Source organism: Streptomyces sp. NBC_01334 (assembly GCF_035983595.1).
Classification (GTDB): Bacteria; Actinomycetota; Actinomycetes; order Streptomycetales; family Streptomycetaceae; genus Streptomyces; species Streptomyces coriariae.
Genome location: NZ_CP130718.1, coordinates 1,784,681 through 1,798,076, shown reverse-complemented (window position 1 = coordinate 1,798,076; position 13,396 = coordinate 1,784,681). Strand labels below are relative to the sequence as shown.

Annotated in this window: 10 protein-coding genes and 1 pseudogene; 3 read left to right on the top strand and 8 right to left on the bottom strand. The window is 73.6% G+C overall.

Annotated elements, in window-relative coordinates:
• Positions 1–48 precede the first annotated feature (48 nt).
• Both OG736_RS08120 and OG736_RS08115 read right to left on the bottom strand, forming a co-directional pair.
• The gene (locus OG736_RS08120) at positions 49–1,740 is read right to left on the bottom strand and encodes a DUF885 domain-containing protein (protein ID WP_327181843.1); all 1,692 of its coding nucleotides are present in this window, start codon (positions 1,738–1,740) and stop codon (positions 49–51) included.
• A gap of 33 nt (positions 1,741–1,773) precedes the next feature.
• Positions 1,774–2,265, bottom strand: coding sequence for an Lrp/AsnC family transcriptional regulator (locus OG736_RS08115; protein WP_327181842.1), 492 nt, complete (start codon positions 2,263–2,265; stop codon positions 1,774–1,776).
• Between the two features lie 60 nt (positions 2,266–2,325).
• Here OG736_RS08115 and OG736_RS08110 point away from each other — a divergent pair, with 60 nt between their 5' ends.
• Positions 2,326–3,552 carry a trans-sulfuration enzyme family protein gene (locus tag OG736_RS08110; RefSeq protein ID WP_327181841.1) on the top strand — a complete coding sequence of 409 codons (1,227 nt, stop codon included), beginning with the start codon at positions 2,326–2,328 and terminating at the stop codon, positions 3,550–3,552.
• Positions 3,553–3,705: 153 nt separating this feature from the next.
• On the opposite strand, the gene OG736_RS08105 is transcribed toward OG736_RS08110, so the two are convergent.
• The 3 genes from OG736_RS08105 to pdxR form a co-directional block, all read right to left on the bottom strand.
• Positions 3,706–5,082 (bottom strand): GNAT family N-acetyltransferase, encoded by a 1,377-nt coding sequence (locus OG736_RS08105; RefSeq protein WP_327187552.1) that lies wholly within the window; start codon positions 5,080–5,082, stop codon positions 3,706–3,708.
• A gap of 231 nt (positions 5,083–5,313) precedes the next feature.
• Entirely contained in the window at positions 5,314–6,900 is a 1,587-nt protein-coding gene (locus OG736_RS08100; protein WP_327181840.1) for an alkaline phosphatase D family protein, read from the bottom strand.
• A gap of 150 nt (positions 6,901–7,050) precedes the next feature.
• Positions 7,051–8,487 (bottom strand): MocR-like pyridoxine biosynthesis transcription factor PdxR, encoded by a 1,437-nt coding sequence (gene pdxR, locus OG736_RS08095; RefSeq protein ID WP_327181839.1) that lies wholly within the window; start codon positions 8,485–8,487, stop codon positions 7,051–7,053.
• On the opposite strand from pdxR, the pseudogene OG736_RS08090 reads away from it, so the two are divergent.
• Positions 8,478–9,371 (top strand): annotated as a pseudogene (locus OG736_RS08090) (EamA family transporter); the annotation flags it as partial. The gene pdxR and the pseudogene OG736_RS08090 sit on opposite strands and share 10 nt — an antisense overlap.
• A gap of 45 nt (positions 9,372–9,416) precedes the next feature.
• Here the strand turns inward: OG736_RS08090 and OG736_RS08085 are convergent.
• A complete protein-coding gene (locus OG736_RS08085) occupies positions 9,417–10,247 on the bottom strand; it encodes an alpha/beta fold hydrolase (protein WP_327181838.1) in 831 nt (276 codons plus the stop codon).
• A gap of 339 nt (positions 10,248–10,586) precedes the next feature.
• Here OG736_RS08085 and OG736_RS08080 point away from each other — a divergent pair, with 339 nt between their 5' ends.
• A complete protein-coding gene (locus tag OG736_RS08080; RefSeq protein WP_327181837.1) occupies positions 10,587–11,348 on the top strand; it encodes a GntR family transcriptional regulator in 762 nt (253 codons plus the stop codon).
• A 127-nt stretch (positions 11,349–11,475) separates the two neighbouring features.
• On the opposite strand, the gene OG736_RS08075 is transcribed toward OG736_RS08080, so the two are convergent.
• Both OG736_RS08075 and OG736_RS08070 read right to left on the bottom strand, forming a co-directional pair.
• Positions 11,476–12,633 (bottom strand): ROK family transcriptional regulator, encoded by a 1,158-nt coding sequence (locus tag OG736_RS08075; RefSeq protein WP_327181836.1) that lies wholly within the window; start codon positions 12,631–12,633, stop codon positions 11,476–11,478.
• Between the two features lie 99 nt (positions 12,634–12,732).
• Positions 12,733–13,395: a response regulator transcription factor gene (locus OG736_RS08070; RefSeq protein WP_327181835.1), complete on the bottom strand. Its 663-nt coding sequence runs from the start codon at positions 13,393–13,395 to the stop codon at positions 12,733–12,735.
• Position 13,396: the final 1 nt, after the last annotated feature.

Genomic DNA, 13,396 nt, shown 5'->3' with positions numbered 1-13,396 from the left:
TCGGGGCCGGCGCGGCGACATTCCGCCGGGCCGGCCCCGCACCGCGTCTCAGAGCTGTGCCAGCTCGTCCACCAGGTCGTCCAGGCCCAGCGAACCCTGCGAAAGGGCCGCCATGTGCCAGGACTTGAGGTCGAAGGCGTCGCCGTGGCGCTCGCGGGCCTTCTCCCGGCCCAGCAGCCAGGCCCGTTCGCCGAGCTTGTAGCCGATCGCCTGGCCGGGGATGGTCAGATAGCGGGTCAGCTCGCTCTCGACGTAGTCCGCCGGGCGGCTGCTGTGCCCGCCGAAGAACTCCTCGGCCAGCTCCGGGGTCCAGCGCTCACCCGGGTGGAAGGGGGAGCCCGCCGGGATCTCCAGTTCCAGGTGCATGCCGATGTCGACGATGACCCGCACCGCCCTCATCATCTGCGCGTCGAGGTAACCGAGCCGCTGCTCCGCGTCGGTGAGGAAGCCGAGTTCGTCCATCAGCCGTTCCGCGTACAGTGCCCAGCCCTCGCAGTTGGCGCTGACCATGCCGACCGAGGCCTGGTAACGGGAGAGGTTCCCGGCGATGTGCGCCCACTGCGCCAGCTGCAGGTGGTGACCGGGGACGCCCTCGTGGTACCAGGTCGAGACGAGGTCGTAGACCGGGAAGCGGGTCTGCCCCATCGTCGGCAGCCAGGTGCGGCCCGGCCGCGAGAAGTCCTCCGTCGGGGGCGTGTAGTACGGGGCGGCCGCGCCGCCGGGCGGGGCGATCCGCGACTCCACCTTCCGTACCCGGTCGGCGAGTTCGAAGTGCGTGCCGTCGAGCTTCTCGATCGCCTGGTCCATCAGGCCCTGGAGCCAGTCGCGGACCTCGTCGACGCCCTCGATGTGCGTGCCGTGCTCGTCGAGATGGGCCAGGGCCACCCAGGGGGTCTCGGCGCCCGGCAGGATCTTCTCGGCCTCCTTCTTCATCTCGGCGAGCAGCCGGTGGTACTCCGCCCAGCCGTACGCGTACGCCTCGTCGAGGTCGAGATCGGTGCCGTTGAAGTAGCGGGACGCGCGGGCGTACCGCTCCCGGCCGACGGTGTTCGGCGCGTTCTCGATCGTCGGCGCGTACACGTCGCGCATCCAGTCCCGCAGCTCCACGACGGCCGCGGTCGCCGTACGGGCGGCCTCGTCCAGCTCCGCGCGCAGCGCGTCGGGCCCGGTGGAAACGAAGTCCTCGAACCAGCCGCGGCCCTCGCCGTCCGTGTCCGACCACTCGGTCAGCTGCCCGACGAACGTGAGGGTCGGCCGCGGCGCCGCGTACAGCTTGCGTTCCAGACCCAGCGCCAGGGACTCCCGGTAGCCCGCGAGGGCCGACGGCACCCCGCGCAGCCGCTCGGCGACCGCCGCCCAGTCCGCGTCGGTCTGCGTGGGCGTCACGGTGAACACCTCGCGCACGTGATGCGGAGGGGTCGCCATGTTGCCGACGATGCGCAGTCCCTCGTGGGTCTCGAGCACACCGAGTTCCGCGGTCAGGCGCTCGCGCAGCAGGCGCGCGCACCGGCGCTCGATGTCACTTTCCGCGCCGGGCCTCCGCTCCGCCTCGTCGAGCCTGGCCAGGGTGTCCCGCGCGAGCTGCGCGAGCGCCTCCAGGCCGGCGGGCGAGTAGTCGGGCAGACGGCTCGAACTCTCCTGCACGCCGAGGTAGGTACCGGTCACCGGGTCGAGGGCGATGAGCTCGTCGACATACGCGTCGGCGACCTCGCGGGGAAGCGGGCTGCTGGTCTGTGACATGGGCTCCATCCTCGTACGAGGCGGTGGCGCACGTCACGCGGTTTGTCCCGAAGCCGTCGGCGGCAGCAGGGGGCCGCACTCCCACTGCTGGAAGATCAGCCGCGTCTCGACCCGGGCCACCTCCCGCTGCGAGGTGAACTCGTCCAGCACCAGTCGCTGCAGGTCCGCCATGTCCGCGACGGCGACATGGACGAGATAGTCGTCGGGCCCGGTGAGGTGGAAGACGGTGAGCGCTTCCGGGAGCCCCCGGATCCGCTCCACGAAGGGCCCCACCAACTCCCGCCGGTGCGGCCTGACCTGTACCGACAGCAGGGCCTGGAGGCCACGCCCCAGTTTGGCCGGATCGAGCCGCAGCTGATGACCGAGGATCACGCCCGAGCGGCGCAGCCGCGTCACCCGGTCCAGACAGGTCGACGGCGCGACCCCGACCTGCGCCGCGAGGTCACGGTAGGTGGTCCGGGCGTCGTTCTGGAGCAGCCGCAGCAGCTGGAGATCGACCGGGTCCAGTACGACGGATTCAGCCATTGGCCGAACGTAGCACGGTGTTCGATTACACGACCCCGTTCGATGTTCACCCTGCGGTCCATGGACTCAGCCTCAGCGAGCACGCACGCGTACGACGACGTACGCCGACCCGCGTCGAGAGCGCCCCGCGCACTGGCCACCGAGGCCGTGCACGCCGGGCGGGACGACCTGGCCCGCCAGGGCCTGCACGCCCCGCCGATCGACCTGTCCACCACCTACCCCTCGTTCGACAGCCGCGCCGAGGCCGCCCGCATCGACGCGTTCGCCACGACGGGTGCGGAGCCGGAGGGACCGCCCGTCTACGGCCGGCTGGGCAACCCGACGGTCGCCCGTTTCGAGACGGCCCTCGCCCGCCTCGAAGGCACCGAGAGCGCGGTCGCGTTCGCCAGCGGGATGGCGGCGCTCAGCGCGGTGCTGCTCGCGCGCGCCTCGACAGGGCTGCGGCACGTCGTCGCCGTGCGCCCTCTCTACGGCTGCAGCGACCACCTGCTGACCGCCGGGCTGCTCGGCTCGGAGGTCACCTGGACCGACCCGGCCGGGATCGCCGACGCGCTGCGCCCGGACACCGGTCTCGTCATGGTCGAGTCGCCGGCCAACCCGACGCTCGCCGAGGTCGACCTGCGGGCCGTCGCCCACGCCTGCGGCTCGGTCCCGCTGCTCGCGGACAACACCTTCGCGACGCCCGTGCTCCAGCGCCCCGCCGAGGGGGGCGCGCGGCTCGTCCTGCACAGCGCCACCAAGTACCTGGGCGGACACGGGGACGTGCTGGGGGGCGTGGTCGCCTGCGACGAGGAGTTCGCCGGGCGGCTTCGGCAGATACGGTTCGCCACCGGCGGCGTCCTGCATCCGCTGGCCGGCTATCTGCTGTTGCGGGGCCTGTCGACGCTCCCGGTGCGGGTGCGGGCCGCTTCCGCGACCGCCGCCGACCTCGCCCGGCGGCTGGCCGCCGACCCGCGGGTGGCCCGCGTCCACTATCCGCGGATCGGCGGCGCGATGATCGCCTTCGAGGTCCACGGCGACCCGCACGAGGTGATCGCGGGGGTCCGTCTGATCACCCCGGCCGTCAGCCTCGGCAGCGTCGACACCCTCATCCAGCACCCGGCGTCCATCAGCCATCGCATCGTGGACGCGCACGAGCGCCGGGGCGCGGGCGTGAGCGACCGGCTGCTGCGGCTCTCGGTCGGCCTGGAGGACGTCGAGGACCTGTGGGACGACCTGCGAGAGGCGCTCGGCGCGGCGGACGCCACGGCCGCGGACCCGGCAGGGCGCGGAGCCGCCGTCGTGTGACCCCAGGAGGCGAACCCGTGGGCGGCGACGCGGGTGGGGCGATCCGGGGTACGGCGATGCGCGTGCGGCTGACGGTCGATGCGTGTGCGGCGAACCGTACGCGGACGGCCCGGCGGTGTGGTCGCACCGCCGGGCCGCGTGGTGTCCCGTGACTCAGTCGCGTGCGACGCGCTCGTCGTACCGTCCGGAGCCGGCCCGCGCCCGGGTCGCCGCGCCGTCCAGGCGTGCGGTGATGACCAGGGTGCCTTCCTCGATCTGGTAGTCGAGGGGCAGGTCGAGGCCGCGCATGGCGGCGACCATGCCGGTGTTCGAGGCCTGCGTCACGGCGTAGACGCTCTCGCAGCCCGCCTCGACGGCCATCGCCACCAGCCGGCCGAGCAGCTCGGCGCCGATACCGCGCCGCTGCCACTGGTCCTCGATCAGCAGGGCGACCTCGGTCTCGTCGCCGTCCCACAGCAGGTGGCCGAGGCCGACGACGCGCCCCGACGGGGTCTGCACGGCGAGGGTGCGGCCGAAGCGGGGGCTGAGCAGGTGCCTGAGGTAGCGGTCGGCGTCGCCGACGGGCCCGTGGTAGCGCATCCCGAGCGTGCGCGAGGAGCACCGGTCGTGCATCGCCTTCGCCGCCGCCAGGTCACCGGGGTCGGCCCGGCGCACGGTGATGGCGTTGCCCTCGGGCAGCGTCAGCACGTCCTGGCCGCGCGGCACCCGCGGGCCGAGCCGGGCGTCCAGCTCCACCAGCGCCCGCGCGCGGGCGAACTCGGTCGGGGTGAACGGCAGATACGGCCGCTCCACGGTGATCACTCCGCCTTCCGGCGCCCGCAGGCGCATCACGGTGTCCTCCAGTACGCCCTCCACGGGCACGCCCTCCTGCCCGCGGCCGCTGCCACCCGGCGCGGCGGGCAGCGAACGGATCGTGCAGCGGCCCAGCAACTGACGTAGCGCCAAGGGTAGTTCAGCCGCGTCGAGGGCGGTGCGGGTGGCCAGGCCGAGGACCCGGGTCGGCGCGTCCACGAGGTCATGGGCGTCGGCCCGCTCGATCCAGGTGCCGCTGCCGCCCGCCAGGGCCACGGCCCGGGTGATCTCGGCCGCCGCCAGGGCGCCCGGGGCGCGCAGCAGGAACTCGTCCACGGTCTCCTCGCCCAGCGGGTGCGTCTGGAGGCTCAGGATGTCCACCCGGTGGCCGGCGAGCGCCGCGCAGAGTGCGGCCAGTGACCCCGGAGCGTCCTTCACCGTCGTCCGCATCCGCCACAGGGCGCTCTCCTCGGCGACCTGGGAGGGGAGTGCGGACGGCCCGGCCTGCGGCTCCTCGGAGCGCGGCCGGGCGTCGGTATCGCCCGTGGGCGGCGCGTGACCGTGGCGTCGTGCCCACCAGGTGTGGAAACCGGCCGTGGCGACGAGCAAGGCCGCGGAGACGGCCAGCAGCGCCGGACCGTCGGGTCCGTGGCCCACCAGGTTCGCCACCCCGTCGGCCACCGCCACCGCTGTGAACAGCGCCGCGAGTTCCACCACGTCCCGTCGCCAGTGGTGCACAGGGCGTCCGCGTTTCGCACGCGTCACATCAGACATGTCTCGAGTCATGCAGCCACTGTGGAGGAACGGTGTTGCGTGATCACGAACGGTTTGTGACTGATGGGTAAAGGTTACCAATGCCCGTTTTGTTAATTCTTCTACGATCACGCCGTGTACGGGGTGTCACGACTGTGCCGCGCACCGGGGGATGACGCCGGTGCGCGGCACGTGTCCGAGGGTACGGGACGCGGACTACTGGCCGACCCGCCCCGGCTGGAGCACCTGTGTGAACAGCACGGTCCCGTCCTGCTCGCGCAGACGCACCGTCAGCTCCCCGCTGCCGCCGTCGATGTCGACCTCGCCGAAGAACTGGTAGCCGCCGGCGGGCGACACGTTCGACGCGGTCGGCGCCTTCACGAACACCCGCTCCGGACCGAAGGTGTTGTCCAGTGCGCTGGCCGGGAAGGCGCCCGCGTTGAGGGGTCCGGAGACGAACTCCCAGAACGGTTCGAAGTCACCGAACGCGGCCCGCGAGGGCTGGTAGTGCTGCGCCGACGTGTGGTGGACGTCGGCCGTCAGCCACACCGTGCCGGTGATCCGGCGGTGCTTGACGTACCGCAGCAGCTCGGCGATCTGGAGCTCACGGCCCAGCGGCGCGCCCGGGTCGCCCTGCGCGACGGCCTCGATGTTCGCCCTGCCCTCGGTGGCGTCGGGCACCACCAGGCCGAGCGGCATGTCGGCGGCGATCACCTTCCACACCGCGCGCGACCGGGACAGCTCCCGCTTCAGCCACTCCAGCTGCTCGGCGCCGAGGATGCCCTGCGGGTCCACGGTCTGGTCGTCCGGCGAGTTGGCGTTGCGGTACGTCCGCATGTCCAGCACGAACACGTCCAGCAGCGGCCCGTGGCGCACGACCCGGTGGACCCGGCCCTCCTTCGCGCCAGGACGCAGGGTCGAGATCGGGAAGTACTCGCCGAACGCACGCCGGGCGCGCCCCGCGAGCACGTCGACGCTCTTCTCCGTGTACCGGGCGTCGGAGTCGGCGATCACCTCGCCGGGGTACCAGTTGTTGCGGACCTCGTGGTCGTCCCACTGGACGACGGACGGCACCTGAGCGTTGAAGCGGCGCAGGTTCTCGTCGAGCAGGTTGTAGCGGAAGTTGCCGCGGAACTCGGCGAGGGTCTCGGCGACCTTGGACTTCTCCTCGGTGATGACGTTCCGCCAGAGGGTGCCGTCGGGCAGCGCCTGGGTCGCCGTGATCGGGCCGTCGGCGTAGACGTTGTCGCCGCTGCAGAGGAAGAAGTCGGGATCGAGCTTCGCCATCGCGTCGTAGATGCGGTATCCCCCCAGCTCGGGGTTGATGCCCCAGCCCTGGCCCGCGAGGTCTCCGGACCACAGGAAGCGCACGCCGCGCCGACGTCCCGGGGACACGGTGCGGAAGGTGCCGGTCACCGGCTCCCCGGTGCGCCACGGGTCGTCCGGGTCGGCGAGGAGCACCCGGTAGTGGATCTGCTCGCCGACGGGGAGCCCGTGCAGCCGGGTGGTGCCGGTGAAGTCCGTACCGGCGCCGAGCAGCGGACCGTGCCAGCGGCGCGCCCCGCGGAACGACTCGGTGGCCGCGGTCTCGACGACCATCCGCGCCGGACGGTCGGAGCGCACCCACACCAGCCCGGAGTCGGAGGTCACGTCCCCGGCCTGCACACCCCAACCCGCCTTGGGTCGCCCGGACAGCGCGAAAGCGGGCGCCGCGCCGGCGGCGGCGGGCAGGGTCAGGGCCGCGGAAGCGGCGAGCGAGCCGCGCAGGACGCTGCGGCGCCCGGGAAACGGACTGGGTGACATGGAAGGGCCTCCAGGGGCGGGAACCGGCCGGTGTGCACAGCCACAACTACTGGTGCGCCGCAGCGCACACGGAAACCACAAGTGAACAACTGGCCGCGCGCACCCGGGATCCGACACGCACGGTCCGCACGGCCCGCGTCACCGCCCCCGTCACCCGCCCGCGACGGCCTCCGCCATCAGCCGTACGCCGTCCCGGATGCGCGCGGGCGACAACTGCGCGTAGCCGAGGACGAGACGGATGTGCGCGTCCCGCACGGCACGCGCGTGTGCGTACTCCGCCAGCGCACGCACCTCGACGCCCGCCGCGGCCGTCCGCTCGAGGAACCGCTCCCGCGGCCCGTACCGCGCCGGAAACTCGGCGATGACATGCAGCCCCGCCGCGATCCCGGACACCTGCGCCCCGGGGAAGTGCTCCCCGAGCGCGCCCACCAGGGCGTCCCGGCGCTCCCGGTAGGCCCGCTGGCAGCGGCGCAGCTGACGGTCGTAGTCGCCGCGCTCCACGAACCGCGCGAACAGCGCCTGGTCGAGCGTGGGATGGCCGAGGTCCATCGTCCGCTTGCGCTCGACGACCTCCTCGGCGAGCGCCTCGGGAACGAGCAGCCAGCCGAGCCGCAGCCCCGGTGCGAGCGACTTGCTGACCGACCCGGTGTAGGCCACGCGCTCGGGGTCCAGGCCCTGGAGCGCGCCCACGGGAGCGCGGTCGTAACGGAAGTCGCCGTCGTAGTCGTCCTCGACCACGAAACCGTCCACGGACCTCGCCCAGTCGAGCAGTTCGGCGCGCCGCCGCGCGGAGTACGCGATCCCGGTGGGGAACTGGTGCGCGGGCGTCGTCACCACCGCCCGCACCCCGGACGACCTGAGCGGGTCCACGGCCAGTCCCTCGGCGTCGAGTGCCAGCGGCACGGCGGTGACGCCCGCCGCCGCGTACAGGGCGCTGTGCTGGGGGCTCCCGGGGTCCTCGACGCCGACGGTGTCCGTCCCGCGCGTGTGCAGCGCGAGCCCGAGCAGTGCCGTCGCCTGGGCCACCCCGGAGACGATGACGAGCCGCTCCGGGTCGGCGACCACTCCCCGGCGGCGGGCGAGGAGCCCGGCGAGCGCGGTGCGCAGCCGGGGCAGCCCGCGCGGGTCGGGATAGCCGAGTTCGTGGTGGGGCAGCTCGGCGAGCACACCCCGCTGCGCGGCGGCCCAGGCGGCGCGCGGGAACAGCGACAGGTCCGGGGTGCCCGGCACGAAGTCGGCCCGTACGCCCGGGGGCCGCGGAGCGAGGTCACGCGCGCGTGGCCGGGCCGCCCGGACGGCACCGCTCACCCACGTTCCCGCGCCGCGGCCGCTGCGCAGGTAGCCCTCGGCCGTCAACTGCTCGTACGCCTCCGTCACCAGCCCGCGCGAGACGCCGAGATCGGCGGCGAGATCGCGGCTCGACGGCAGCCGGGTGCCCTGCGCGAGCCGCCCCGAGCGGACCGCGTCCCGCAGGGCGGCCTGGAGCGCACGGCCACGCGCGCGCGGCGGGGCCGAGGCGGCCGGCAGCAGCAGCTCCCAGGCCGCCGACCCGGGGCGCGGGCCGGGATTGGTCCCCGATGGCGTCATGGAAGTGGACCTTAACCGGGACCGCCGTCGTTCCTAGCGTCACCTTCATGAACGCGACTACCCTGCGCGGGTCCCTGCTCGCCGCGCTCGCCTGCCTCCTCGTCGGAGGGTCGTTCACCGCCAACAGCGTCCTCGGCGGCTATCCGTACGCGGGCGGCCAGGCCCTGCGCTACGGCCTCGCCTGTCTGCTGCTCGTGCCCCTGGTGGGGGCGGGGGCCGGCGTCCGGCTGCGTGCGCTCACGCTCCGGCTGTGGCTGCGCCTGGCGCTGCTCGCGGCCGTCGGGATGGTGGGCTTCAACGTGGCGGTGCTGGCCGCCGAGCGCTCGGCGGAACCCGCCGTCCCCGGCGTCCTCGTGGGCTGCGCGCCCGTCGTCGTGGCGGTCGTCGTCCCGCTGCTGGAGGGGCGGCGGCCCCGCCGTCCGGTGCTGGTCGGGGCGTCGCTGGTGGCCGTCGGCGCGTTCACGGTGCAGGGGTGGGGGCGTACGGACGGCGCGGGCATCGCCTACTCGGTCTGCGCGCTGGCCGGGGAGGTCGGTTTCGCGGTGCTGGCGGTGCCCGTCCTGCGGGTTCTGGGGCCGCGGCTGCTGTCCGCCACGGTGTGCGCGATCGCCGCGGCCGAGGCTGCCGCGACGGGTCTGCTGCTCGACGGCGGCGCGTGGCTGCGGCGGCCGGACGGCACGGAGGCCGCCGCCCTGCTGTGGCAGGCGGCCGTCGTCACCGTCGTCGGCTTCGTGTGCTGGTACATGGGGATGCAGCGGATCGGCGCGGAGCGCGCCACGCTCTTCTCCGGGCTCATCCCGGTGGCGGCCGCCTGCACCGCCCCGCTCGTCGGAACGGGCTCCTACGGCCCCGCCCAGGGCGTGGGGAGCGCCCTTGTCGGGGCCGGAGTCGCCCTGGGGGCCGGGGTGTTGCGGCGCGCTCCCAGGACGTCAGCGGCTGCCGTCGAGGATCACGCGCGCGACGAGCGCCGGGTCGTCGTTCATCGGGCAGTGACCGCAGCCGGGCAGTCGCACCAGACGCGCGGCGGGGATGATCCGCTTGGCCCGGACGCCCTGGCGGCGCACGAGCAGCCAGTCGCGGGTGCCCCAGCCGAGCGTGACCGGGACGCCGGGGAGGTCGTCGGTGAATTGGACGGTGGCGCCGGCCCGCAGGGTCTGGTCGAACCCGGTGGCCCGGGCCAGGGCCAGCGTCTCGGCGACCACCGCCTCGGGTGAACGCCGGCTCGGGCGGGCGTAGATGGTGCTGGTGAGGGCCGTACGGCCGGCCGCCGTGCTCGCCATCCGCTCGACGAGGGGCAGCGGCATCCGGCGCGAGATCTGCCGCATGGTGAGGAGGACGCCGAAGGCGTAGCGCCGCTCGGCCTGTGACCAGAACCCGGCGGGCGACAGCGCGGTGACGGACCGTACGAGCTTCTCCCGGCCGAGTTCCAGGGCGAGCAGTCCGCCGAGGGAGTTGCCCGCGACGTGGGGTCGGTCGAGCTCCAGCGCCTCGCAGAAGGCGGCGAACACGGCGGCCGTGGTGGGCAGGTCGTAGGCCAGTCCGTCCGGCAGGGGAGGGGACACGCCGAAGCCGGGCAGGTCCACGGCGATGACCTCGCGCTCGGCGGCCAGGATGTCCACCACCGGGTCCCAGGCCTGCCGGTGGTGTCCGATGCCGTGCAGCAGGAGCAGCGGCTCGCCCCGGCCCACGCGCGCGTAGGAGACGGTGACGGGCAGCGGGCCACTGGGGGAGGGGACCGTGAAGGAGACGGTGGCGGACATGAGGAGCTCCTCGACTGGACGGGCCGTGGACCGGCCGGCGGACGCCGTAGACAGCTTGTCAGCAATAGCTACCGACGGGTAGCCCCTGAGGGTGAACCGCGCGCCCCTCCGCGTCGGGGCGGCTTTTGCTGAGCGGACCTTGCCGGAGTGTCACGAAATCGCGCCCGTACGAACGCGGCGTGAACGCCTTCCTGTCGGACACCTGTCGTCCTCCAGGGGGACCGAGGATTGGTCTTGACCAAGGGTGGGGGCCGCCCTATGGTCGCAGAGAAGTACAACAACCTTTAATAAACAAGGGCGCGAAAACGCCGCCGGACCACGGCGATTGCGGAGGACAGGGTGGGGACCACGCAGCTGGAATCGGTACCGGAACCGAAGTACTGGCATCTCAAGACCGTGCTCAGCGAGGCACTCGACTCGGAATTCACCGTGGGGGAGATCCTGCCCAACGAGCGTGACCTGGCCGCCCGCTTCGGCGTCGCCCGCGCCACGCTCCGCCAGGCACTGGAGCAGCTCGAACTCGAGGGCCGGCTCCAGCGCCGCCGGGGCGTCGGCACCACCGTCGCCCCGCCGCGGATGGGCGTCGCCGTCGGCAACGACCAGCAGGTCTGGCCGGGCACGGGCGACGACGCCTGGCAGGCCGTCGACTGCACGCTCGCGGCTCCGCCCGCGGTCGTCGCCACCGCCCTGGAGACCGCGCGCGACCAGGCCGTGCACATCGTGCGCCGCTCGCGGGTCTCGCACGGCCAGCCCGTCGCCGCCGAACTGCTCTATGTCCCCGTGACGTCGGTGCCCGACCTCACCGCGATCGACGCCCCCTCCGAGGCGGCACGCGCGCGTGCGGTCCTGCGCGAGCTCCAGCGCCTGGAACTGGAAGGCCAGGACCGCGCCGTGGAGCTGGGCTCGGCCCGCGCGGACGACGCCCGGGAACTCGACCGCCTCCCCGGCGCCCCCGTCCTCGTCGTCACCACCCGCTTCTTCGCCGGGGGACGCACCGCGGCGCTCTCCGTCGCGACCTACCGCGCGGACACCTGCCGACTGACGTTCGGCGCGTCCGGCGGCGTGGAGATACACCACGGCCCCGAGCGCCAGGCCTCCTGAACACCCCGTCCCCCGCGGGCCGGACACGGCAGGCTCCCTGAACAGCCTGCACCCGGCCACCGGACGGACACCCCGCAGCGCTCCGGAACTCCACCGGGGCGCTGCGCCTTTCACCGGTGACGGCCCGTCACCGACGCGCGGTCACCGTCCCCTCGACCGCGAACAACTGCTCCTCGACATGGTCGAGGGCGAGCCGCAGCGCCCCTGTCGCCACGGCCGCCTCACCGAGCAGCGACAGAGCCACCTTCGGCGGGCGCAGACAGTAGCGCGCCAACTCGTTGCGCAGCGGCTCCAGCACACCGTCCAGACCGGCCGCCCAGCCGCCCACCACGACCAGCTCCGGATCGAGCGCCAGGACCAGCGCGGCCACGTCGTGGACGAGCCGCTGGATGAAGCGGTCCACCGCGGCCCGGGCCTGCTTGTCGCCCTCGCGGGCCTGCGCGAACACCTCCGCGACCGCCTGCTCGTCCAGCGGATGCAGCGGCTCGTCCGTCATGGACAGCAGCGTCTCCGGCGTCACCTCCCGGCCCAGCAGATGCAGCGCGCCGATCTCCCCGGCCGCCCCGCCGTACCCTCGGTGCAGCCGGCCCCCGATCAGCGAGCCGGCACCCGGACTCAGCCCGGCCAGCACGAAGACGACGTCGTCGGACTCGGTGGCCGACCCTTTCCAGTGCTCGGCCACGGCCGCCGCGTTGGCGTCGTTCTCCACCAGCACCGGACACTTGAAGGAACGGCTCAGCCGCTCACCGAGCCGCAGCCCCGTCCACTCCGGAAGCGCGGTGCCGAGCCGTACCGTCCCGTCCGCCTCCACGATCCCGGGCGTGCCGACCCCGACCGCCCGCAGCGAGCTGCGCGGGACGCCCGCCCGGCGGAGCAGCTCGGCGACGGCCGAACGCAGCCGCTCCAGCCGTTCGTCCGCCGGTGCTGCCTCGTCGACCTCCTTGGCCTGCGCGCCGAGTATCCGGCCGTCCAGGTCGGCCAGCAGCGCGGCCACCCGGTGCGAGCCGATCTCCAGCCCCAGCAGGTGCCCGGCCTCCGCCCGGAACCGGAACCGCCGCGCGGGCCGCCCCTGCCGCCGGGCGACACTCTCGTCGGCGGCCTTCTCGACGACGAGCCCCGCGCCGATGAGATCCTCGACGACCCCCTCGACGGTCGGCCGGGACAGGCCCGTCACGCGGGTGATCTCCGTGAGCGTCGCGCAGTCCGCGGCACGCAGCGCGTGCAGCACCACCGCGGAATTGATCCTTCGCAGCAGCGAGGGATCCCCGCCGGTCAGCTGCCCCAACGTCCGTCCTTCCAGCTCGTGCGCGTGTTGGGCGGATCGTACTCGGCGGGACGTACCCCGGCGAGTAAGGAATCCGTACCGATATCTACCGGCGCGCGCTCACCCCGGCGCGACGAACCCCGACTCGTACGCCGTGATCACCGCCTGCGTCCGATTGCGTGCCCCGAGCTTCGCCAGTACCGCACTGGCATGCGACTTGACCGTCTCCGTCCCGACGACGAGCCGGGCGGCGATCTCCGCGTTCGACATCCCGCGTGCCATCAGCCGCAGCACCTCGGCCTCCCGCTCGGTCAGCCCGGCCCGCTCCAGGGTGTCCCGGGCCGCCCGATTGCCGCCGCGGTCGCCGTACTCGGCGGCCAGCCGCCGCACCGACGCCGGGAACAGCAGCGACTCGCCCTCGGCGACCAGGCGCACCGCGTGCACGATCTCGGCGGCCCGGGCCCGCTTCAGCAGGAACCCGTTCGCGCCCGCGCGCAGCGCCTCGTAGACGTACTCGTCGCTCTCGAAGGTCGTCACGACGAGGATCTTCGGCGGCTCGTCGACCGACCGCAGCACCGCGCGCGTGGCCTCGATACCGTCCATCAGCGGCATACGGACGTCCATGGCGACCACGTCCGGCCGCAGTTGCCGCACCAGCGGGATCACCGCCGCCCCGTCGGCCGCCTCCCCGACGACCTCGATGTCGGACTGCGCCTCCAGCACGGCGCGCAGCCCCACCCGCACCAGGGGTTCGTCGTCGACAAGGAGCACGGTGACCGGCATC